This window comes from Psychrobacter sp. KH172YL61 (assembly GCF_007182895.1).
GTDB lineage: Bacteria > Pseudomonadota > Gammaproteobacteria > Pseudomonadales > Moraxellaceae > Psychrobacter > Psychrobacter pacificensis.
Map to the genome: position 1 here is coordinate 2,276,161 of NZ_AP019516.1, position 22,643 is coordinate 2,298,803.

Below are 22,643 nucleotides of genomic sequence, written 5' to 3' on the forward strand. Positions count from 1 at the left end.
TTAATCGTCCTCATCACAAAAAGGTAAATAGCCTAAAAATATTCTAGAGGTTTGAGAGTAGGCAATCCAAAAGCCAATATGACTCGTACCAACGATGACATAAAAAATACGTTCTGATAGGTATTTAGAGCTAGTGAATTGACTGGCTAAATCATTTAAGTCGGTATTAGATGGATTAGGTTTTGGCTCAGGATGTGTATGCCATAGCCCTAGAAGACCACCAAAACCTTTAGTGTCTTTCCAATATTTTTTCAGAGCTGTATCGTGAGATTTGGAACGAAAGAAAGTAGTGCGAGTACGCTTATCTCTAAACATGGGCGTCGTTAAGTCGTCTACCAATATCGTATGACTATCTGGATAATATCTACCTAATAATATACCGCCAGCTTCCTTAGATTTGGCTTGTAATTGTCTAAAGTCGAACCAAATGCCTATGACAGACTCAGCTATTACGCCCTCATATGCTTTATCATTTTCTTTCCACACGATGCGATTATTTAGGTACTGCAACATGAGCAACCTGCAACTTTGATATAGCTTAATGGCTGTGAATAATAACCACCGTTTTGTAGAGCTGCCTCATGGTGCTTAGTAGCTTCTAAGCCATAGTCAATCGGTAATTTATTGGTAGCGCACCACGATTGTAATCCAGTTTTAAGTTCAATCACGAACTCAGCTATAATCACTGCTGTTTTCATAGCGTGGACTGAACCATATGCTGTGAACGCTCCAGCACATCCAGTAATATTTTTTGATAAAACTATGCCAGAAGGATTACTAAACAAACTGGTCTTTATATAATTTGAAGGATTGCCATCACCATCATAGTAAAGACACTTCAAACAGGCATCCTTATTACTTTTGAATCCTAAAACATGACCACCCAATCCGTAAGCTTCTAGCCAACCAGATGCAACATGAACACTGGTATCATATGTATATAAGCGTCGGCACACTTCGAGTTCTGTTGGTGGGTGACCTGTAGCTAACACTATAGAATGAATTTCAGATAGCTGTTCACTGTTTTGACTAATGAGCCAGTTTAAGATATTAGTCTTGTAAGCTACTATCTCTAACTCAGGTATGTTTTGCTGGAGACGATTTTTAAGAGCGCCAACTTTAGACTGGTTGACATCTTGTACTCCAAGGTAATGCCGCATAATATTGTCAGTTTTCATATCATCATTATCGATAAGTATTAGTTTATCGACGTCTGACTCAGCCAGCATTTCTGCAACTCTTGAACCAACTGAACCGCAGCCAGCTATCACAACGGTTTTTTTATTTGATAATTGAGACTCAATCCCAGTACGATTAAGTAAGTACTCACGCCAGCCACGCTGTAAAGTTTGAACCTTGAAATTACGATACTTATTCGAAGCCATATCCTGATAATAGGAGATGACCAAGTAAGTATGCATTTTAGGCGTAGGTATCTCTAAGAGAACGATTTTAAACTTACTTTTCTTGTTTAAGCTGTCTAACTGTTGGGTACTGAAGTTTAAGGTTTGTTGTTCCCACCAGTGTTCATCAAAGGATGTGAAAAGATTAGAATAACAAAATCCTCGATACGAGGTAAGGATATCTTAGTTACTTTTATAGCAGTATAAGGGCTAGAGCTAGGTGGATGTTGACTAGCACCATCTACTAAGTATTTAATGTGATAAAACTGAGGTGTATTACGTTGTCTCGAGCAATTAATACACCACGCATATAAACTGTCAGATTGATTTGGATTGTGTGTCGCAACGATAACTGGTGCATCTGACACGATTGTCTGGTTATAACCATCAATTTCTTCGTATAGAGCAATCCTGTTACCAGCTTGATATGACTTAAGAGAGTTCGTAAGAATGTCTATAGCCGCATCTACAGTGTATTTAAAAAGACCAAATAAGTCAGCGCTATCAAACATTTCACCTTGATGATCTTTAACACATATCAAGCCGTTATTACCTACATGATCTAATGCTGGTAAGTTGCATTGAGTAACTGATACGGTAGGCAGCAATAGCCAGCGCTTTTGATCAATATATTTGACTGATAAAGGGATTGTCTGTCCATGAATATTTAAATCAAAGCCTATGGCTATAAAACCATCTTTTCTATCCTCACTCTCAATATTCTTGCCATTAAGAGACTGAATGTGTTGTTCAAAGCTTTGCTGTACGCCATCGCTAATTGTCATGACATTCCCTACGCTGATGAACCAGTGCTGACGTATGGCGCTTCGATACTCTTTTAGCTTTATCGCTTTTATTAACCTCTGGAAAGTCATCACCAAAACTTTTCCTCAATATCTTACTGGCTTCATGCGCATCTGGCTCATCGATAGCTGACTGTAAATTATCTCTTAGTGTCTCAAGACGCTCCTTAATAATAGCCATATCCTCATCACTGACAGACTTAAGTAAGTCTCCATGGGGAACTACCGGTAGATCAATAGAAAGACGATCACACCAGTCAAAATTACTAAGTATAGAGTTGACTAAATTCAATAAGACCTCTCCATCATTTTTAACATCTACTTCGGGCTTTAACCAATGATACGCTGCCATAGTCAATCCAATGCTATGAACCCCCACGTATTTATGGTTACGCCATCTTTTAAGTAGCGTACGCATCTACGAAACTGTTTGCGTTGATCAGCCCCGTTATTTTCATAGTTGTCATTACCTTTGTATAAGCCATTGATTATTGAATTGATACCTTCAGGATCCGCTGCCTGCCAAACTCGCTTATCTTCAGCTAAACTTTTTCTACCTTTAGCTAGATAGTATGTATCATCGTATACGTTGCTAGACTTTGCATATATTGGCAAATCAACATGATAATCTGGTTTGCCATCCTTCATATATGTCACTGTCACACATGAACGACTCACTTCTACAGTCCGATTATTGTGTTTGATACAATCTGCGACTAACTCTTTTAATTCGACCGGTTTATAGTCTTCTTTATGGCAGTCCAGTAATACACCAACATCAATATCGTAATCACCAGTTCTGACAGGTTTAATACCTGTATTTAAAGCGTAGCTTCCTTGGTTGAAGCTTCTTTCATACTGAGGATAGCCATCGTCTTTTCTTTCTGCCAATTTACTCTTAAGCTTATCGATGATTAGGTCGCGTTTTTCACGTAAAAAGTCGTTTTCTTCATAAGTGCCTAATTTAATAGCATTATGGAATTCTAAGAACTGTTTCTGCAAATCTGCCATATTACACCTCTCAATAATTGTTAAGTTTTAATAGTTATAGAATATATCAAGTCTCTACCAACATTGATAGGTACAGAACATTTGCATACGACAAATAATGTCGCATCCATCCAAATCAACGCTGAAAAAAATCCAACAATAGCTTAAAGTAGCTCTACCAAAGCAAAAGCTTAAGATATTGCATTACTAGTCGATACCCGGTGAGAGCTATCGCGTTATATGATAAATTACCACTCAGGATATCAAGCACTAAATAAGCCTTTAATGGCTGACAAAAAAGAGGAAGTAAGGCGATATGCCTATATTGAACTGGTTAAATAAAGAGCAAGCGTTGACCACAGCGCGTGACTGTCCGTATCGTTTGCTAGAGCTAGTGCCAGAATTATCGTATGGCGAGTCAGATACTGACAATATGCTCATTCAAGGCGATAACCTCGATGCATTAAAGGCGCTCATTCCGACGCATTCAGGGAAGGTGAAGTGCATCTTTATTGACCCGCCTTACAACACTAAAAGTGCCTTTGAACACTATGACGACAATCTCGAGCACAGCAAATGGCTGTCGATGATGTACCCACGCTTAGAGCTATTGCATCAGCTACTATCTGAAGATGGTTCTATTTGGATTACGCTTGATGATAATGAAGCACATTATGCCAAAGTTATTTTAGATGAAATATTTGGACGCAAAAACTTTATATCGAATTGTATTTGGCAGAAAGTATACACAATCAAAAACTCAGCAAAATATTTTTCCGAAATGCATGATCATTGCCTCGTGTATGCAAAATCTAAAGATCGATGGCTTATTAACTCTTTACCAAGAACTGAAAAACAGAATAAAGCTTATAAAAATTATGATAACGATCCTAGAGGTCCTTGGAAAGCTACGCCAATCCAAGCTAGAAATTTTTATAGTAAAGGTCTATATGAGGTTAAGTCTCCTTCTGGAAGAGTTATCGATGGCCCACCAAAAGGATCTTATTGGCGTATTTCTGAAGAGTCATTTAAAGCTTTGGAAAAAGATAATAGAATTTGGTGGGGAAAGAAAGGCGATAATGTTCCAGCACAAAAACGCTTCTTATCAGAAATTGAAGGAGGTGTAGTACCATCTACTATTTGGTTCTATGATGAAGCAGGTCATAATGCTGAGTCTAAAAATGAAGTTAGAGCCGTCTTTGAAGGTCTAGAAGATGAGCTATTTATTACACCTAAGCCAGAGAGACTAATACAAAGAATTCTTCATCTAGCTACAAAAGAAGGAGATCTAGTGTTAGATTCGTTTTTAGGGTCTGGAACGAGCGCTGCTGTAGCTTTGAAAATGAATCGTAAGTTTATAGGTGTAGAACTTGGAGAGCACGCAGAAAACCAATGTGTGTACAGACTAAAAAAAGTAGTTGATGGTGAGCAAGGCGGTATCTCAGAAGACGTCAACTGGGCAGGTGGTAGCGGCTTTAAATTTTACCGCTTAGGTGATGTGATCTTTAATGAAAACGGTTCGCTAAAAGAAGGTATTAGCTTTGATGCGCTCGCCGCGCACATCTGGTATGGCGATACTCGGCAATCGCTCCAGCAGTCTACCAAATCACCGCTACTTGGCGTGCATAATGGTGTCGCTTATTACCTACTTTATAATGGTATTTTTAGGTGATAGGCGTCCTAACGGTGGTAACGTACTCACATCAAAAGTGTTAGCTATATTACCTCCCTCATCCTGAAGACCCCAAAAACGGTAAAAAAGTCATCTATGGTGAGACGAGCCGAATGGGAGACGCTCGCCTCAAGAGTGAAAATATTATATTTAAGCAAATACCATACTGTAACTATCCCCTAAAATAACACAGCTCAAACGTAGAATTTCTTATAAAATACCCATAAGGAGTTTTGATATGAGCAAACGAATGACTGAGACCCAAATAGTATCCATTTTAAAAGAAGCAGAAGCTGGAATACCTGCTAAAGAGCTGTGCCGTAAATACGGGATTGCTAGCTCGACTTTCTATAAATGGCGCTCCAAGTACGGTGGTATGGAAGCTTCTGATGTTAAGCGATTAAAAGAGCTTGAAGAAGAAAACCGTAGGCTCAAACAGATGTATGCTGATTTAAGCCTCAAAGCGCAAATGCAGGAAGAGATCATAAAAGCTATAGCGCCTGTACCCGAGCGCAAAGTCTGGGCGCAAGAATTACAGGCGCAGTATGATGTCAGCATTGCAGTGAGTTGTCAGGTGGTCTGCATGAGTCGAACCGCTTACTACTATAAGCCTAAGCTATTTGATGATAGTGAGATTGTTGATGTCTTAAATGAGCTTACTGACAAGCACAATCGCTGGGGCTTTCCAAAGTGCTTTAAACGTATACGTAAGCTTGGCTATTCATGGAATCATAAGCGCGTACATCGAGTTTATACAGCGTTAAACTTAAACCTACGCCGCAAGTCTAAAAAACGCTTACCAACACGTAACCCTCAGCCGCTAAGTGTGCCAAATGCATTGGGGCATACATGGTCAATGGACTTCATGAGCGACAGACTACACAACAATATTCGCTTTCGAACCTTTAATGTGATTGATGATTATAACCGTGAGGGTATTAGGCATTGATATTGGTACCAGTATTCCCTCACTCCGAGTGATTCGCTACCTTGATCAGCTGGCTGAGTGGCATGGTTATCCTAAGCAAATTCGTGTGGATAACGGCAGTGAGTTTACATCCAGGGTATTCACTGATTGGGCATCAGCTCATGGCATCTATATTGATTATATCGAGCCTGGCTGTCCTTATCAGAACGCTTATATTGAACGGTTTAATCGCAGTTATCGCAATGAGGTTTTAGATTGCTACCTTTTCAACAATTTAAACGAGGTCAATATGCTGACTGAAGACTGGATCAAGGTTTATAACAACGAAAGACCCCATGATTCACTTAATGATATGACACCTGCTGAGTACAGGCAGGTGGCTTAACAATTCTACGATGATGTTGTGTTAAGAATGGGGTATTTACAGGATAATTACATCAAGGATAGAGTATTGAGAAAAACTCTTAAATATAAGTATAAATACTATACTTAATTTACCTTGATGTAAGTATAATATTTATACTTATTAGGTGACCAAAACAAGCTTATTAATCAGTATAAAATGTATTAAAGTATGCTAAACGTCTTAACATAATAATCTCTATAGCCCTTGCTACATAAGTCTTTACAGGTTGACATAGATTAAAGTAATTTAATGAAATATGGTGGGTCTAGCCTGTCACGCCGGGGGTCGCGGGTTCGAGTCCCGTCCGCTGCGCCATATTTAAAACGAATTTAGACTGTAAAGTCTAAGCAAGTTTCGCCTCAAACATTACATTGTTTGGGGTTTTTTTGTGTTTGTGTTTTTGTCTATGTTCTTTCTAATATAACTACCTCTCAATAAGCATCTATTTTGTATTCGCAATAGTTATAATCATTCAACGGACGTGCAGGTATTTTAGTACTATGGACGCTGACTCATGCGACTCACACTAGCAATCAACGCCACCATTACTACGCCCATGATAATCAAAATACCAGACATCATATGCGCTGCCTCATAGTTGAGCGCTTCAACTTGCTCATATATCGCAATCGACACTACCTTGGTCTCACCTGAGATACTCCCCCCTATCATTAACACCACACCAAACTCACCAATGGTATGAGCAAAACTTATCAAACTACCCAAAATAATACCCACGCGCGCTTGCGGTAAGGCTACCTTGACGAAGCGGCGCAGGCGACTGGGTTCTAACAGATGCGCGACTTCTGTGACACTTTGCGGAATACGCAAAAACTGTGCATACACTGGCTGTATATAAAAAGGCAGTGAGTAAATAATAGACCCAACCACTAGACCTTCAAAGGTAAAAATAAGCGGACTAATATTGTGCTCAATCAGCCATTGACCGATACCCATACTTGGACTTAGCAGTAATAATAAATAAAAGCCAATAACCGTAGGCGGGAGCACCAGAGGCATGGCAATGATGCCCATGAGCAGAATTTTGAAACGCCCAACTGCCTTCTTTTGACTTGGCTTGGCAAGCCAATAAGCCATAGGAGTTGCAAACAACAGTAAGCACAAGGTCGTGATAGAAGCGAGCTTAATACTTACCCAAAATGGACTGAGCATATCTGACATAAGAGACTGGTCGATCATATAATGTCACGGCTCGTTTTATAGGTAGCGTGTCTAGGCTAACGGATTACTGAATGGGCAGGTAGCCTGCTTGCGCGAAGTGCTGTTGTCCTGCATCCGAGCGCAAGTAATCAGTAAACGCCGCTGCTAGGACTGTATTATTGATAACGATACCATCTTGTAAGATGGCTGGATAGGATGCTTTTGGCACAGTAATAAACTGCTCAGGTTTGGCTTTTATCGCAACGAGTTGAGACTGCGCCACAAACCCATAATCCACGCTACCTGTATGGGCGTACTGAAATACTTGACCAATATTTTCTGCCTGTATCAGATTCTTCTGAGCGCTTAATTTGTCATATAGCTTTTGTGATTGTAGATAAGCTTTTGCAGATGCACCATAAGGAGCAAGTTCAGGATTGGCAATAGAAATCTTGCTATCATCTGTGAAACTAGCACTTGTAAACGCGTCAAGAAGCGATGCTGGCGTAAAATCATTCAAAGGTTTTGTGACACTATAGAGTGCAAGCTGACCTCTAGTATAGGTAAACGGTTGTACAGATTTATCACGCTTGTCATCAGACAGCTTTGCCGGAAACTCTTGATTGGCAGACAAGAATATATCATAAGGGGCTCCTGCCTTGATTTGAGCATATAGCTTGCCAGAAGACGCGTAAGTGACTTCGATATCTAAGTTACCTTGATTCGACATATTGCTATCTGTTTGATAGCTATCAATGATATTAGGTAGGACATCAGATAAGTTGGCTGCCGCAGCGATACGTAGTGTTTGGTGCTCAGTTGTAGCAGTCGCCCATTCTGCATTCGTACTGTTATCTGCTGTACAAGCATTTAATGCCAGTAGCAAACACGCAGAGGTACTAATAGCAGCTAGTGACCTACCCATTGTTGCTGAGCCATTTAGATGAAGCATCTTCGTAATATTCTTGCTTCCACACAGGAATGTCGGCTTTGATAGTATCTAGTATCCAGCGACACGCATCAAATGCTGGATAGCGATGCGCTGACACTACCACCCACACCGCCACATCACCAATCTCTAACGCTCCGATGCGGTGTATGGCAATAGCGTGAGTGATCTCAAAGCGCTTTTTGGCTTCTTCTATAATGGCGCGGCCTTGGTTGATTGCTAAGTCTTCATAACCGTAATACGTAAGACGATCAACGCTCGTGGCATTATTATGGTTGCGCACTCGCCCTTCAAAGCAAACAAACGCACCGCAGCTGTCATTGTCTAACGTACTTTTGAGCTTATTTTCGTCAATTGCAATATCGAGTAACGCAAAACCGTCGCGCTCAGCAATAAGATAGGCTTCATCGGTACTACGTTTGATGGTCATTGAATGGTTATGGATATTATCTGTCATTTTTTCTCTATTTACACTAATTGTGGCGCTATAGCCGCTTATAAATATATACCTAACCACCAGCGACTGGCGTGATAAATACTACGCTATCGCCGTCATTGATTTGATCTGTCCATTTGGCGAAGTAATCATTGACTGCCACCCGTAGCTCTGCTTGCGGACGGCTAAAACGATGCTTTTGGCTAAGCTGTTCATATAGTTCAGTCAATGAGGTGTCTTGGGGTAGTTTGACAGTCTCTTGCTGACAGTTAGCCTCATCTGCCAAACTGGCGAAATACATGACATTGATATCCATCGTTGATTCGATATCAGCTTTTGTCTCAATAACACTCATAAACTTCTCCTTTTTTTGCAAGCGTCCTTGCTTGATATCCAATATATCTTTAGTCATTGATTAGGTTTTTATCACACTAAGCATGAGTATAGTCTGACTTGCCACCTGTTTTTTTAATCAGGTGAATATCATTTATAACGATGTCATGTGATAGTGCTTTAGTCATATCATAGATGGTCAAGCAGGCAACGCTCACGGCGGTTAGCGCTTCCATCTCAACCCCTGTTTTGTGCGTGACTTTGACTACAGCGCTGACGGTGATACTGCTCAGCGCATCATTATACACAAAGGTGAGGCCGATCTTATCTAGTGGCAGCGGATGACAAAGCGGTATCATATCATGCGTGCGTTTGGCAGCCATAATACCGGCAATATGTGCCGTTTGCGTAATGCTGCCTTTTTGGTCATCCCATCAGCCGCTTTGATCTGCGCATAAATCTCGCTCGGAAAACGAACTTGCCCAGTCGCGTTCGCTTCTCGCGTCGTTGCGGTCTTGCCACTGACATCAACCATCGTGATGTCACCATTACCATCTAAGTGTGATAAAGCAGATTGATGATTTGTCTGAACGCTGTTACTCATTGATATCGCCTTTTCTTAGTAATCTCTTTATTAGTATTTTTATTATGTTGGTAGCGCGGCACACGCCTGTTCAAACTCTTGAGGCGTATTAAAATTGGTCAAATGCTGCCAGTCCTGAGTAAATGGCACGGTTTTTACCATCGGCTGAATAAAGGGCATGACTCGGCGCTGACCACTATCAATATAAGCTTTCAAATCGGGTTCAATAGCTAAATGATACAGCCCTAGTAACGGATATAAATGACTGGCATCTTTTAAGCAAATGACGCGCTTATTAGCCGCTGTATTAATCGCTTGTTGCAATTTCTGCCATAGATCAGTGGCGGATATTAAGCTGTCACAACTCATCACCAGTAGCCACGATGCACGCTGATTGTTAGTTGTAAACAGATTATTCGAGCCAGTCAATGTTTGCAATGCTGATTCGATAGCAACCAACGCACCGCCTGTACGAATCTGCTCATTATTATCCGCGTCAAAATCAGAAACGTAGTCAGCAATAGGCATAACGGGCGAACTGGGTTTGTCCAAAGTAGCATCTGAATCAACATAAAAGCCTAGCCCATTATCCGCAATCAAAATAGGAACTTGCAACTCGCTGGCATGACGAACATGATAATTTAGCAGCTGCTCACCTGTCGGCAGAGTGAGCGTCGCCTTTGGTGTTCCCATACGTTTGGATGCTCCGCCAGCTAAAATAACTATACCTACCAAGTTGTCCGAACTATTTGAGCAACCCATCATTATGCCATTGCCTGTCATTTTTGGTTAAATAGCCGTTATGGCTTAGGGCGTGTTGAACATTCGCAAATAGGCACTGCTGATCGCTAAAATTGTTCCAGACAAGGCACAAAGCGATGATAATGCAGATGCCTTAGCGAGATTGGTAACGCAGTATGGGGCAATTTTAGCATTAGCCCGCAGGGACAGGACTCTTTTGCCGCTTCATCGTTAAAAATAAGCGCTTAGAATGATAGAATGACTAAACTTATTATTTTTAACATCGAATCGCCTAAAAAATAGTCGCTGTCAGTGCCATGGTCGAATGTTCAACACGCCCTAATTATTTATCATCAATTATTTATAAATCAGTCATGACTGGGGTTTTGTGCCAAAAATGCGGCACAAAGTTACACGGACGAGTACGGCTATCAAACTGCTCTTTTAGGATATTTTCCCACCCTGTACGGCACGCGCCCGATGAACCTGGTAGACAAAAGATACCGGTACCATTGGCCATACCAGCCACTGCCCGCGACTGCACCGTAGACATACCAATCTCGTCTTTTGAGATCAAACGGAACATCTCACCAAAACCATCAATCGACTTATCAAATAGTACGCTGACAGCTTCTGGCATGCTATCTCTAATAAAGAACCCTGTACCACCTGTTGTGATGACCGCGTGCACGTCTGGACTGGCAATCCAGCCACTAATGACCGCTCTAATCTGATAGATATCATCAGTGATCAGCTGACGGTCTGCCAAATGATGTCCAGCCTCGGTCAAGCTATCGGCTAGATATTGACCTGACGTGTCTTCTGCCAGCGTACGGCTATCAGAAACAGTCAATACCGCAATATTAAGAGGGGTAAACGGTGCAGCAGGCTTACTCATAAAAGATCCTTTATAGATATAATTTTATAAATGTATTAAAAAAAGCTTATGTCGGAAAAGCGATAGCAAAAACAGCATCAGTTATCATCAGAATTAGAGACTCAGAATGCCTTAACCACCGATTATCGAGAGATTGTGCATGATACCACTGTTCGAGTCATGCAGATGATGATGCTCAGGCTTAATCGGCATAAAGCTATGTAAAGTGTTTACCAGTCCTTGGATATCGTTTTGTTGTAAGTATGGACGAATATCGTAATTACCTTGGTCAAATAAGCACAGATGCACCTTGCCCTGACTACTGACTCGCAAGCGGTTACAAGTATCACAAAAGTGCGCCGCATAAGGGCAATCATACCAACACGGCCGACATAATCAGGGTGACTGTACTCGACCGCTGGACCATCGGCACTGCCACGCTCGTGTGGCTGCCAACCATGGTCTAACAAATAATCCGTGATGATATCAGACTGAGCATGTTGGGCAAAAAACAAGTCGCTATTGTCACTGGTCTGCATAAACTCAATAAAACGATACGTTACTTGCCTGTCTTTGACGTAGTCGATCGCGGCGATCAGGTTTTCAAAGGCAGTCTCTGCCATCAAGACGCTATTTATTTTAAGTTTGATATCCGTCGTTTCTAGCAAGGTATCCATATCTGCCAGTATCTGCGGTAAAGTATCAAAACCTGTCATTTTGTGAAAAGTGGCCGCATCAAAACTGTCCATACTGATATTGAGCTGATCAAGTCCAGCCGCTTGCCAGCTGGCTAAGCGTTTACCCAACTTATAAGCATTGCTGGTCATCGCTACTGTTTCAATACCGTCCGTTTGCTTGATCGTTTCGATAATCTCGACAACATCACGGCGAATAGATGGCTCACCGCCTGTAATTCTCACTTTTTTGGTACCTACTTGGGCAAAGCCGTGCACCAATGTCGCAATTTCAGAAACGCTCAACTCATCGTCAGGACGTTTGCCCTGATAACCATTTGGCAAGCAGTACTCACAGCGAAAATTACAAAAATCCGTAATAGATAGACGCAGATATGTCAGACGCCGTGCAAACCCATCCGTTAAGGGCTGATGGATTTGGGTTGCCTGATCAATCGGCATCACTAAATTAGACGGTATATAGCTGTCAGACAGCACAGGTGCTGACGCAGGAGAATACAGTTTTGGGCTGTCTATTTTGATATTGTTGTCATTCATATATTACTGCCATCAGTATTGCTTGCCATAAGCGTTACTTTATTATTCGTGTTTAGCATCCCATTGCTAGATTGCTTTTTAATTTAGTTCCATCATTTTATAGCAGATTGGCAAACGGTGAATTAGCGATGCAACCAAGGAAACGGCTGTACGGTAACCTCACCACCAGATACTACGTTGCCACTGTCTTTGTCTAATACAATAAAGCAATTGGCGCGGCTCAGCTGTTTTATTCTGTGTGATTGTTGACTTGAAAAGCATTCAACTTGGTAATGACCCGCCTTATCTTGTGACAATACGCCGCGCTGAAAGTCTTTGCGGCCAGGGAACTTTTGATGTCATTTGTGAGTTTAGCGTTGATCGTTAGCGGCATCGGCTGCTCGGACACACTCGCACCTGACATTTGCCATAATGCGGGTATCACAAACTGTAGCGCGCCCACAACTGTGGAGAGCGGATTACCCGGTAGACCAAAAATACAATACGGGCTTATCGAGATTTTTATTTAACTCGCCAAATACGAAAGGCTTACCAGGTTTCATCGCCACTTTATAGTGGTTGATTTGCCCAAGCGTTTCGATCACCCTCGTCAGAAAATCATAATCGCCGACTGAGACGCCTGCTGTCGATATGAGCACATCACAGTCTTGCATGGCTTCGTTGACCGCAGCTGTCGTCTTATCCAAATCATCAGGAATGATGCCATAGTCACGAATGATTATAGGTAAACCAGACAGTAAGCTTTTGAGCGTTGGGGTGTTTGAATTATATATTTGGGCTAGATGTTCCAGCTCATCGCCAATAGCGACGAGCTCATCGCCTGTCGCGAGCACACCGACGACGAGTGGTTGAAACACGCTCACTTCGCTGATGCCTAAATTTGCCAGCAAGCTGATATCGGCGGGATTAATTCGTTTTCCTATCTTTAGCACAGCTTCGCCAGACTCAACCTCTTCGCCTTGCGCACGGATATTATCGTTGGTTTCGGCCGTTTGCGTGAGAGTGATGCTGTACGGCTGAGTCTTATCAATGGTCGCTTTGATATCAGCAAAGTTGGTATTTTCTTGCATGATGATTGTATCACAACAGTCAGGGACGACCGCGCCAGTAAAAATACGCACACCCTGCCCTGCTTTTGTCTCACCAGCATAGGCACTGCCTGCTTGAGACTCACCAATGATTTCAATCGTCTTGCCTTCTGACAGCTCACTTCCTTTTGCAATGGCATAACCATCCATAGCAGATAGATTCTGTCTTGGCACATCAAAAGGTGATGCAATATCTTGCGCGAGTATGTGGTTACGGCTGTCTAATAGATCACAGATATTGACGGCTCTTTTGTGCAGCGGAAAATCCATATCATTATAATCATTGATACGCAGCTTTATTGCCGCTTGTAATTCTTCCATAGTAATCATAAAGGTATGCTCTTTTGATCGTTCTCATTATTTGTGATTGAATCTTTATTATTAAAAGCTGTCCTTAGAGTCTATCATTCACAGTGTCGATTTTGTTGTATTAACCTTGTTCTGATAAGTTTTGAAGATTGCGAGATCAAGCCAACTCAAATATTTGATGATTATCACAATATTTATCCATTCAATAAATTTCAGCAAAATCAGACATAGCCTGAGGCAAAAAAAGCACCTTGGCAAGGTGCTTTTTGTAGAGCAAGGTAACATGCTTAATTGATGATTAATGACTGATTTATAATAGCTAAAAGCGTTTATGAATCGTGACCTTCATACGGTGTATAAATACCGTCAGCTTACCTCACCAGCCAGCCAATGAAGAGGCGCTATTTTGAGTGATAAACCCATCTGGCGTTTGCCCATTATCTGCTTGCCAGCGCTGAAATGCCATGCGCGTGTTGGTGCCCACGATACCATCAGCCCCTTTGGTATCGTAACCCATGCTCGTCAGACGGCGCTGTAAGTTGGTCACTTGCGTGGTTGATAACGGACGCTCATAGCGGGGCCATGATTTTCGCAGACCACTTTGTCCATCAATCGTTTTGCCCAATAGGCTCACCCCTAGCGCATAACTCGACGAGTTATTGTAAACCTTGATAACATCAAAGTTTGGGCTTAGCAGCAATACGGGACCATCTTTACCCGCTGGCAACCAAAGCTCCATCTGAGTATTGGCATCTAAATAGACGTCATCTATCGTATCGACACCCATCGCCGCCCATCTGGCTGCAGGTTGCTTACTCCCCATCAGTGAATAATCAAACGAAGCAGGTACAGTCGCCTCATAAAAAGGTGCTAGACCGCGCACCCAGCCTGAGTTGCTCAGATAGTTGGCGGTAGAGGCGAGTGCATCACCTGTGGCCCAAGGGTTACGGTGACCGTTGCCATCACCATCAACGCCTTGCTTGAGCCAAGTCTCAGGAATAAACTGCGTTTGTCCCATGCCGCCTGCCCAAGAACCATCTAATTGCGACCATGATACGTCGCCACGCTGGAGTAGCGTCGCTAAGGATAATAGCTGAGCTTCTGCAAATTCTTGACGACGACCATCGTAGGCGAGACTGGCAAGCGAACTTGGCAAATCACTGTTACCTGTGACCGCGCCATATGACGACTCCATACCCCATATCGCTGCGATCACCTCTGCATCAACGCCATACTGCGACTCTAATTGAGACAAAAACGCACGCTGCTCTGCAAACTTGCGCTTACCTACGCTCACACGCCCACTAGAGACAGCGGAGTCCACATACTCCCATGGCATCTTAGAAAACTCAGGCTGTCCTGAATCCAATGAGATCACTTGCTGATTCAGATAAGCGGAATCGAGTAATCGGCGAATGACTCCCGCATCATAGCCTGAAGATATTGCACGCATAGAAAAGTCTGACTTCCAATCAGAAAAACTGCTATAGCTTGGCTTTGGGGCGGGCTGCGGCTTAATAACTGGCGCTGGTGTTGGCTTGACCTGCACGGTTTGGGTTTGAGTAATCTCAACGCCACCTTGACGCACAGGCTTTTTTTGCATGGCTTGCTGACTTGTACACCCGACCATCACTAATGCCGGCATAAGAGTGAAGTATTGTTTTTTTAATCTCATAAAAAATCTCAAACATAAATAAATAAAATGGACCAAAGCCGCCCAGCCATCAGCGACATGGCTCAATACTAACGCCCAAGTACCGTACGTGGATCAATCGGATTGCCATTTAAGCGAACTTGGAACTCCAGCCCCACTTGATTGGTCTGACCACTGCTACCCATCGTCGCGATACGCTGGCCACGCTGTACCATATCCCCTTCTTTTACCAGCAATTGGCTATTGTGTGCGTAGGCCGTGATGTAATCATCACTATGGCGGATCATAATCAAGTTGCCATATTCTGGTAGACCGTTGCCTGAGTAAAGCACCGTTCCTGATTGGCTAGCAAGTACTGGATCACCGACATTACCAGCAAACCACATGCCCATATTGCCCGCCGCTGGATCAATGTTACGCGTCACTGGATTGCGAGTAGGGATAATCATAACCAGAGGTCGAATTGGCCGTTGCCTCGTATGCTGGCGTTCGAGACTGGGTTACAGGTGGGGTATAAGTTGGTTGCGACTGTGCTGGTCTGCTATAGCTGTTGTTACTCGCTGTGGTCGCTGCACCGCCCTGCCATAGTTTGAGCCATTGCCCACTATAAATCGTATATTTACTGTCCAGATTATTTAGTGCGCCAATCTGACGATAGTTAAGACGATAGCGCGCCGCAATTTGGCTGACCGTATCGCCACGCTGTACGCGATGGTAGTTAGGGACGCCTTGTGCGTTGGTAATAATCTTAGGACCTGCTTGGTTTGGTGATTGATAAGTAGGCTTGGTTGCACAGCCGACTACAGACAAGGTAGCAACTGCCATAGTGCCAATCAACGCCGCCTTAGCAAGGTGCGATCCGGTCATGATTCTTTTCATACAAGGTTCCTGTTCTTTGTGTTGCTTATCTATTGTTTTATCATCCAAAAGCGCTTGATATCACTCAAAAGCCTCCAGATATTGTTACTACAATTAGCGATCTAGCAGATGATTTATATCACTCGTACAGCAGGCGATATAGTGACTATCACCTATGTCATTGATAATCATATCCTATCGAACTTATAAATCTAGTGCCAAAAGCTTATCCAATGCCCCCGCTGGGTATGGTGTAGACGTACTGGCGACAAACTGATGTATCCTCCCGCCACTGCTTGATCATCCGTCATGCCCGATGTTAATACAACATTTTTTTGATTGGTTGATTTAGCTGAACTGTCTAAGGGTCGCTCATTTTTGTGCTTGCTGTTTTTACATTTTCGTAGAGACAGCCAGTACGCATCTCGGCCGCGCGGGTCAATCATATGACGCACGGGCCGGGCGATCTGCTTGTGTCCCAACGAGGTAACCTTTCGCCCTTTGATATCACTGCTGCTATCCACATCAGGAATATTAACGTTTAATACATGATAGGGCAAACTTTTGAGAAACTCTAAAATCGAGGTATCAGTGAGCAATTTGACAATTTCATTTGCCACCACTTGATAATCACTGGCTGATTCTTGTCCACCATTTTTTACGCCGCCACCTACCAAAGACGTGGCAATAGCAGGTATGCCCAATAACTGCGCGGTCAATGCCGCGCCAAAGGTACCAGAAAACATCACGTCCTGTCCTAAGTTTGCACCTGAATTGATACCTGTAATGACACAGTCAAAATCCACGTCACGGTATAGCTCATGCAGCGCCAAATGAACGCAATCAGCTGGTGAACCATTAACCGCTATAAATCCCGATGGCAATTGATGCGTATGCAATGGCTTTGATACACTCAATGCACTAGCATAGCCACTCTGCTCCTCGTTTGGTGCGACTACCACGACCTCACCGATGGTCGATAGTGCTTGAGACAGTGCCAATAATCCTGGCGCATACACCCCATCATCATTACTAATTAAAATCTTCATGTCAGCTCAGTATGTTTGTGTCAAACCGTCTTTCTAGTAGAAATTTTTGCTACCGTACCATATCTTTATTCGTATAAAAATAGCAACCAAAGGCTAGGGCGTGTTGAACATTCGCAAATAGGCACTGCTGATCGCTAAAATTGTTCCAGACAAGGCACAAAGCGACGATAATGCAGATGCCTTAGCGAGATTTGTAACGCAGTATGGGGCAATTTTAGCATCAGCCCCAACGATAAAAGCAGGGGACAGGACTCTTTTTTGCCGCTTCATCGTTAAAAATAAGCGCTTAGAGTGACTAAACTTATTATTTTTAACATCGAATCGCCTAAAAAATAGTCGCTGTCAGTGCCATGGTCGAATGTTCAACACGCCCTAGTATATAAAATAAAAAATTTGGCGATTACTCTTGAAAGCCTTGTGATATCAGTACATTAAAACTAAATTATCTTGATAGCCCGAGCGATTATACCTGAACAATAGATAATCCCGAACTCAGTCTTTGACCAAAAACTGTCTGGCATTTTTGTCTATTGTTATATTATTTGCCTCAAACGGAGTCGAAATGAGAGAAATAAGGCAACGCGTTACAATATGCAACACCGTACAACAATACAAACTGATGCGTTTATACTGATGTGACTTCATTGGTATATGCTACTGATATGTTGCTGTAAAATGCCTTTGGCTCACAAGATATCTACACATAAATCAATATTTTATGTGACTTTTGTTTTTTTACCCATTAACATATCACCATCAAATAAAGATAAGCGAGTGTAATACTGAATGAAGAATCAATCGATATTATCTATAGCTTCTGTGATAGCAAAGACCGCCTCAAAAATCGGGCTGGCAGGACTGATAACGTCTGTTGCCATGCTGTCTCAAGCGTCTAATGCTGCAAACAATCCTGCGACTACTATTCCGCTAGATATGTCTGGCATTAATATCACAAAGCATGAAATTGCTGTGATGCAGGTACTATCAGAGATCTGTCCATCAATGCTGAACGGCAATCAAAAACAACGTTTTTATAAGTCTTATACCGTGCAATTGCATGAGCTGATGCCTTCGTTAGAAGATCCAAAAGCAGCGATTCAATATCTGTCAACGCAGCAAGACTATCGTCAGATACTGCAAGGTATTCGTAGCTGGACAATGGGCTTTTCAAAGCAAGAAAATAAAGCGCTATGCGAAGATCTTGCAAACGCAGAATATTAATCGCTAAAAAGCGTGTAAGCGTAGAGAGCCGTCTTGAGCGCTAGAAAAGCCCGTCATAATTAACGACAATAAACCATGGCCTTGTTCTTTCTGGAGCTCTACTCTCATCATCGTTAAGAACAATACTCTACACTTACCCATTAAGTTTAATGAACAAAAAGCTTGCTGTCATTGCGCTTATAAACCACAAGCGGTACAGCAGGCTTTTTTGTGGTCGTTAATTTATACTGATCAAAAGCTATCTATAGGTTAGTAAGAGCAAACACTTAATACCTACTCGCTTTTCTTTTTATTCATGCCTTACTTTTTTGCATTTATCGATTCCCCATCGGTTGGCATTTTGCTAAGATAAGGCGTTAATTTTATGTCTATCGTACAGTCGTTCTTGTTTTGATTAATACATTATTTTAGACATGATGTTTAAGGCATGCTGCTTAAAATAATGTATGAAAATTGACAGTGAATACAAGCGATAGATACATTTGGTTCCATGATGCGGTGTAATGATATATGACAGTAAAGCGTGTAAAAAATCAGCTAGTACAGCTGGTCGTTGGTGTAAGTATCTCAATGAGTGCAGTGATGGCAAACGCAGCCATACAACCACCTGAGATGGATAATACCGCCTATGTATTGATGGACTATAATACTGGTGAGATCTTGGCTCAAAAAAATGCGAATGAGTCATTACCGCCAGCGTCTCTGACGAAAATGATGACCAGTTATATCATCGAACAGCGCTTAGCATCAGGCGACCTCAAAGAAGACGACCAAGTACTCATGAGCCAAAATGCATGGTGCCGTGGTAGCAGCAGTCAGTCTTGCATGTATGTGCCAGTCAATAAGACCGCTAGTGTCATCGATATGCTACGCGGTATCATCATTCAATCAGGTAATGATGCGTCAAAAGCCATGGCTGAGCATATCGCGGGTAGCGAAGCATCATTTGCAATATTGATGAATGAGCAAGCGCAAAAGCTTGGTATGGAAAACTCTCATTTCGTCAACTCTACTGGCATGCCTGCTGAAGGGCATGAGGCATCAGCGCTGGATCTGGCCAAACTTGCTCGCGCTATTGTCAAAAACAGCGGTGATTACTACAGTATTTATTCCGAAAAGAGTTTACCTATAATGGTATCACTCAGGGCAACCGCAACGCCCTACTCGCAACCGATCCTACCGTTGATGGTCTAAAAACGGGCCATACTGATGCGGCAGGTTATTGCTTAGTCGCTTCGAGTAACCGCGACGGTATGCGCCTCATCTCTGTCATCATGGGCACCAAGAGCCAGCAGGCTCGTGCTGATCAGTCGCGTGAACTACTCAACTGGGGCTTTGGCCACTTCACCACAGTGACCAAAGCACCTGCTGGTCAGTTCGTTAGCAAAGTTCCAGTATGGTTCGGAGAAGCCGATGAGGTAGAACTGGCAACAGGTGATAACTTACAAATCCTAACCAGTAAAACGCAGAAGAATAAAATCACGACCGTGGTTGATATTCCTGACAGCCTAGAAGCACCGATTAAGAAAGGTCAAGAAATCGGCAAGATGATGGCCGTTATTGATGGTAAAGCTGTCGCATCTGTTCCTATTATTGCCACCAATGATATCGAACAATCAGGATTCTTGAGCCGTACTTGGCAACATATCGTACGCTGGGCAAAAAACCTGTTCTAAAAAATTTTAGAGCGTATGTTTTTTCAGCCTAACTCAATTCAAGAAACAAAAAAGACGCCTTAAAATTGGGCGTCTTTTTTATTTGTTGTAAAAAAATCCTGGCTTGTTTGTGCTTTTTATCAGGAAATTACATCTAACGGGCTAGGCGATTTTAAAAAAGCCAAATGTATTTTTTTATAGTGTTTTAGATCCATACTAGCCAACGTTTTAACAAGTCACTCAAAGCCTTGTGCTCATAAGTCGTACTATGACAGTAATCGATGCCAGCTGCTTTTAAACCATACTCGAAATTATCGACATAACGCGCTTGATGTTGGGGGTACCAATATATCAATAACGCACGTTGCACGCTTTCTTCGTTTTCATGTTGGCGAATAAGCGGCTAACAGCTCAGCTTTGTCCGCGAGCACGTCCTCAGCGAACATCACCATATCGACCTTCTGTGCTCTTATCTCATTCATCACTTGCTGTACGTCCTGGTGACAGATCACCGTAGCGCCCAGATACTCTAGCTCATTGAATAACGCACCCGTCTCTTGATCATAATAATAAATAATCGTTAGCCCATTTAAGAGCCGCTGCTGGCGAGATTGTTGTTGGTTTGGCATTACTAACGTCAACGTAAACTGCGTCCCTGATCCCAAGGTACTATCAACTTCGATGGTCGCCCCATGAGCTGCACCAATTGCTTAACCACAGGCAAGCCCACACCTGAGCCTTCATACTGGCGCGTTTGTGACGAATCCACCTGAAAGAAAGGATTGAAAATATCATCAATATGATTGCTATCAATACCGATGCCCGTATCTTTGACACTGATTTTCCAACGATTACTTTTATCAAAATGCGTCAGTTGTGACGTGATCACTACCTGTCCAGTAGGGAGTAAATTTAATGGCATTACTGACTAATATGGATAATATTTGTTGAATTTTTGCTGAGTCGCCATAAAGACTGTAATCTACATGATGAATATTACTGGTTAACGCTAAGCCTTGTTGATTGGCTATAGGTTCAAACTTTATCAAAAGATCAGATATCAACTGTAGCGGATTAAATTCATTGTTATGAATTTTTATTTGTCCTTTTGTATCTGATTTAATTGAATAATATGATCCAGTGATAGCACCAGTTTATCACTGCCGTTGCTAATAATTTCGACAGCGTCTTTTTGCTCTCTAGTTAAGGTTTCGTAGTCCAATAACTGTAGCCCGCCCACGATAGCATTGAGCGATGTTTTTAGTTCATGGGTAATCATGCTTTGAAAATTATGCAACTGCACATCAAGCGAGACATCTTTGTTATGTAGTTGCTGCTCAAAGGCAGCAAGCGTATCATATCCTTGCTTGGCTTCTTGCAGTCGATCAAACAAGATAGCCAAGGCCTTTTTTATTTGTGTCAGCTCTTGAAAGTTAAAGCGCTGCGGAATAATAGGTAGCTGCTCTAGCTCTGCGTTTTTGATGATAATACCGCAGACACCATTTAATGCTTCGATATCTTTGACCGGCCAATTCAGCTTTCGAAAAATATATATACCTGAAATAATAGTCAGTAGTAACGTGGTCAGCCATAACGGAATAATGCTACGAAACCAATGTAAACGCAGTACTTTCACATCCATAGTGATGTTGATATAGCCAATCAGCCTGTTATTCCTATTCGTGTTACCGATCGATTCATCCGTAACTGATGACGCGCTCATACTCTCAGACAGATCTGTCGCTAACTGCTGATTAGATGTGGGCTTATTGGGTCTGACACTCACAAAATCTTCGTACTTACTAACGACAGGATGGTTGAAGCTGACCGTATCGGCAAATAAAGCATTTTTCCAGTCATCTAGTGATTGGCTGATATCGTTGATAGGCTGGGATGTGGAATAAAACACGATACTCTGAATGCTCGGCTCATTTTCTAATAAAACATTCACTTGCTCAGCGACGACGTCAGCGCCGTCTGGCGTCGATGCACTGGTTGTTAGTAACGAGGCTAACTGCTGGACATGCTGATGTTTTTCTTGGTAATGATGCACCAAACCATAAATAAAAGGCAATACAAAACCTGCCAGCAGAGCCAAAATTACGGCCTGTCCAACAGAGCGCCAAATGAGCATAGAAATGGTTTGAGACGAACGATTGTTCATATCACTCTACTGAGTCAAGAAAAGTTTTACTTATATTACAGGTATTTGAGAGATGTGATAAGCGAAAGATTGAGGTAATTAGCGAGTATACTGAACTGCTAAAAAAAGCACTATATGATTATAGTGCTTTT

At 42.3% G+C, this 22,643-nt stretch carries 18 protein-coding genes and 6 pseudogenes; 4 read left to right on the plus strand and 20 right to left on the minus strand.

The genetic code is table 11. The annotated features are described in order from the left end of the window. The 5 genes from PKHYL_RS12160 to PKHYL_RS12180 all read right to left on the minus strand — a co-directional run bounded on the left by PKHYL_RS12160 (window position 1) and on the right by PKHYL_RS12180 (window position 3,217). Entirely contained in the window at window positions 1–513 is a 513-nt protein-coding gene (locus PKHYL_RS12160; protein WP_240365290.1) for a Mov34/MPN/PAD-1 family protein, read from the minus strand. Continuing rightward, the gene (locus PKHYL_RS12165) at window positions 498–1,385 is read right to left on the minus strand and encodes a ThiF family adenylyltransferase (protein WP_240365291.1); all 888 of its coding nucleotides are present in this window, start codon (window positions 1,383–1,385) and stop codon (window positions 498–500) included. The genes PKHYL_RS12160 and PKHYL_RS12165 overlap by 16 nt, the downstream gene beginning before the upstream one ends. Before the next feature lie 116 nt (window positions 1,386–1,501). Next, window positions 1,502–2,188 carry a hypothetical protein gene (locus PKHYL_RS12170; RefSeq protein ID WP_240365292.1) on the minus strand — a complete coding sequence of 229 codons (687 nt, stop codon included), beginning with the start codon at window positions 2,186–2,188 and terminating at the stop codon, window positions 1,502–1,504. Continuing rightward, entirely contained in the window at window positions 2,178–2,558 is a 381-nt protein-coding gene (locus PKHYL_RS12175; RefSeq protein ID WP_240365293.1) for a hypothetical protein, read from the minus strand. The genes PKHYL_RS12170 and PKHYL_RS12175 overlap by 11 nt, the downstream gene beginning before the upstream one ends. A 2-nt stretch (window positions 2,559–2,560) precedes the next feature. Further along, window positions 2,561–3,217, minus strand: a complete 657-nt coding sequence (locus tag PKHYL_RS12180) for a nucleotidyltransferase domain-containing protein (RefSeq protein WP_240365294.1) — start codon at window positions 3,215–3,217, stop codon at window positions 2,561–2,563. Window positions 3,218–3,512: 295 nt separating this feature from the next. Here PKHYL_RS12180 and PKHYL_RS12185 point away from each other — a divergent pair, with 295 nt between their 5' ends. Together PKHYL_RS12185 and PKHYL_RS12190 are read left to right on the plus strand one after the other, a co-directional pair. Next, entirely contained in the window at window positions 3,513–4,868 is a 1,356-nt protein-coding gene (locus PKHYL_RS12185; protein WP_332835883.1) for a site-specific DNA-methyltransferase, read from the plus strand. 238 nt (window positions 4,869–5,106) lie between these two features. Further along, window positions 5,107–6,181 (plus strand): IS3 family transposase gene (locus tag PKHYL_RS12190; protein ID WP_240365295.1). Its coding sequence is split into 2 segments (ribosomal slippage): window positions 5,107–5,802 and window positions 5,804–6,181, totalling 1,074 coding nucleotides; the frame shifts between segments, so codons are not numbered across the junction. A gap of 519 nt (window positions 6,182–6,700) precedes the next feature. Here the strand turns inward: PKHYL_RS12190 and modB are convergent. The 12 genes and pseudogenes from modB to surE form a co-directional block, all read right to left on the minus strand. Then, window positions 6,701–7,402 (minus strand): molybdate ABC transporter permease subunit, encoded by a 702-nt coding sequence (gene modB / locus PKHYL_RS12195; protein WP_071003402.1) that lies wholly within the window; start codon window positions 7,400–7,402, stop codon window positions 6,701–6,703. Between the two features lie 46 nt (window positions 7,403–7,448). Beyond that, on the minus strand, window positions 7,449–8,288 hold the full coding sequence (gene modA / locus PKHYL_RS12200; protein WP_071003400.1) for a molybdate ABC transporter substrate-binding protein: 840 nt from the start codon (window positions 8,286–8,288) through the stop codon (window positions 7,449–7,451). Next, complete coding sequence (locus tag PKHYL_RS12205) at window positions 8,281–8,769, minus strand: molybdenum cofactor biosynthesis protein MoaE (RefSeq protein ID WP_240365296.1); 489 nt, start codon at window positions 8,767–8,769, stop codon at window positions 8,281–8,283. The genes modA and PKHYL_RS12205 overlap by 8 nt, the downstream gene beginning before the upstream one ends. Before the next feature lie 52 nt (window positions 8,770–8,821). Next, window positions 8,822–9,103: a MoaD/ThiS family protein gene (locus PKHYL_RS12210; protein WP_071003397.1), complete on the minus strand. Its 282-nt coding sequence runs from the start codon at window positions 9,101–9,103 to the stop codon at window positions 8,822–8,824. A 76-nt stretch (window positions 9,104–9,179) separates the two neighbouring features. After that, a pseudogene (moaC, locus tag PKHYL_RS12215) lies at window positions 9,180–9,685 on the minus strand (cyclic pyranopterin monophosphate synthase MoaC). Window positions 9,686–9,727: 42 nt separating this feature from the next. After that, complete coding sequence (gene mobA, locus PKHYL_RS12220) at window positions 9,728–10,357, minus strand: molybdenum cofactor guanylyltransferase (protein WP_240365297.1); 630 nt, start codon at window positions 10,355–10,357, stop codon at window positions 9,728–9,730. A gap of 416 nt (window positions 10,358–10,773) precedes the next feature. Next, a pseudogene (gene moaB / locus PKHYL_RS12225) lies at window positions 10,774–11,303 on the minus strand (molybdenum cofactor biosynthesis protein B). Window positions 11,304–11,414: 111 nt separating this feature from the next. Then, window positions 11,415–12,514, minus strand: a pseudogene (gene moaA / locus PKHYL_RS12230) (GTP 3',8-cyclase MoaA). A 122-nt stretch (window positions 12,515–12,636) separates the two neighbouring features. Next, window positions 12,637–13,932: pseudogene (locus PKHYL_RS12235) on the minus strand (molybdopterin molybdotransferase MoeA). Window positions 13,933–14,287: 355 nt separating this feature from the next. Beyond that, window positions 14,288–15,586: a lytic murein transglycosylase gene (locus PKHYL_RS12240; RefSeq protein WP_240365299.1), complete on the minus strand. Its 1,299-nt coding sequence runs from the start codon at window positions 15,584–15,586 to the stop codon at window positions 14,288–14,290. A 68-nt stretch (window positions 15,587–15,654) separates the two neighbouring features. Beyond that, window positions 15,655–16,444, minus strand: a pseudogene (locus PKHYL_RS18940) (M23 family metallopeptidase). Window positions 16,445–16,635: 191 nt separating this feature from the next. After that, window positions 16,636–17,472, minus strand: a complete 837-nt coding sequence (surE, locus tag PKHYL_RS12250; RefSeq protein WP_240365300.1) for a 5'/3'-nucleotidase SurE — start codon at window positions 17,470–17,472, stop codon at window positions 16,636–16,638. 786 nt (window positions 17,473–18,258) lie between these two features. On the opposite strand from surE, the gene PKHYL_RS12255 reads away from it, so the two are divergent. Continuing rightward, entirely contained in the window at window positions 18,259–18,693 is a 435-nt protein-coding gene (locus tag PKHYL_RS12255) for an MCR_0457 family protein (RefSeq protein WP_058025084.1), read from the plus strand. A gap of 510 nt (window positions 18,694–19,203) precedes the next feature. Further along, a pseudogene (locus PKHYL_RS12260) lies at window positions 19,204–20,369 on the plus strand (D-alanyl-D-alanine carboxypeptidase family protein). 362 nt (window positions 20,370–20,731) lie between these two features. Here the strand turns inward: PKHYL_RS12260 and PKHYL_RS12265 are convergent. The 3 genes from PKHYL_RS12265 to PKHYL_RS12275 form a co-directional block, all read right to left on the minus strand. Then, entirely contained in the window at window positions 20,732–20,977 is a 246-nt protein-coding gene (locus PKHYL_RS12265; protein ID WP_240365301.1) for a hypothetical protein, read from the minus strand. An 8-nt stretch (window positions 20,978–20,985) separates the two neighbouring features. Then, a complete protein-coding gene (locus PKHYL_RS12270; protein ID WP_240365302.1) occupies window positions 20,986–21,237 on the minus strand; it encodes an ATP-binding protein in 252 nt (83 codons plus the stop codon). A 207-nt stretch (window positions 21,238–21,444) separates the two neighbouring features. Further along, window positions 21,445–22,512 (minus strand): histidine kinase dimerization/phospho-acceptor domain-containing protein, encoded by a 1,068-nt coding sequence (locus tag PKHYL_RS12275; protein WP_240365303.1) that lies wholly within the window; start codon window positions 22,510–22,512, stop codon window positions 21,445–21,447. Between the last annotated feature and the right edge of the window lie 131 nt (window positions 22,513–22,643).

Bases quoted from the DNA above. Each gene is read 5' to 3' on its own strand.
- PKHYL_RS12160 (WP_240365290.1), bottom strand. From the start codon at position 513: ATGTTGCAGTACCTAAATAATCGCATCGTGTGGAAAGAAAATGATAAA.
- PKHYL_RS12165 (WP_240365291.1), bottom strand. From the start codon at position 1,385: ATGGCTTCGAATAAGTATCGTAATTTCAAGGTTCAAACTTTACAGCGT.
- PKHYL_RS12170 (WP_240365292.1), bottom strand. From the start codon at position 2,188: ATGACAATTAGCGATGGCGTACAGCAAAGCTTTGAACAACACATTCAG.
- PKHYL_RS12175 (WP_240365293.1), bottom strand. From the start codon at position 2,558: ATGGCAGCGTATCATTGGTTAAAGCCCGAAGTAGATGTTAAAAATGAT.
- PKHYL_RS12180 (WP_240365294.1), bottom strand. From the start codon at position 3,217: ATGGCAGATTTGCAGAAACAGTTCTTAGAATTCCATAATGCTATTAAA.
- PKHYL_RS12185 (WP_332835883.1), top strand. From the start codon at position 3,513: ATGCCTATATTGAACTGGTTAAATAAAGAGCAAGCGTTGACCACAGCG.
- modB (WP_071003402.1), bottom strand. From the start codon at position 7,402: ATGATCGACCAGTCTCTTATGTCAGATATGCTCAGTCCATTTTGGGTA.
- modA (WP_071003400.1), bottom strand. From the start codon at position 8,288: ATGGGTAGGTCACTAGCTGCTATTAGTACCTCTGCGTGTTTGCTACTG.
- PKHYL_RS12205 (WP_240365296.1), bottom strand. From the start codon at position 8,769: ATGACAGATAATATCCATAACCATTCAATGACCATCAAACGTAGTACC.
- PKHYL_RS12210 (WP_071003397.1), bottom strand. From the start codon at position 9,103: ATGAGTGTTATTGAGACAAAAGCTGATATCGAATCAACGATGGATATC.
- mobA (WP_240365297.1), bottom strand. From the start codon at position 10,357: ATGGGAACACCAAAGGCGACGCTCACTCTGCCGACAGGTGAGCAGCTG.
- PKHYL_RS12240 (WP_240365299.1), bottom strand. From the start codon at position 15,586: ATGAGATTAAAAAAACAATACTTCACTCTTATGCCGGCATTAGTGATG.
- surE (WP_240365300.1), bottom strand. From the start codon at position 17,472: ATGAAGATTTTAATTAGTAATGATGATGGGGTGTATGCGCCAGGATTA.
- PKHYL_RS12255 (WP_058025084.1), top strand. From the start codon at position 18,259: ATGAAGAATCAATCGATATTATCTATAGCTTCTGTGATAGCAAAGACC.
- PKHYL_RS12265 (WP_240365301.1), bottom strand. From the start codon at position 20,977: ATGCCAAACCAACAACAATCTCGCCAGCAGCGGCTCTTAAATGGGCTA.
- PKHYL_RS12275 (WP_240365303.1), bottom strand. From the start codon at position 22,512: ATGAACAATCGTTCGTCTCAAACCATTTCTATGCTCATTTGGCGCTCT.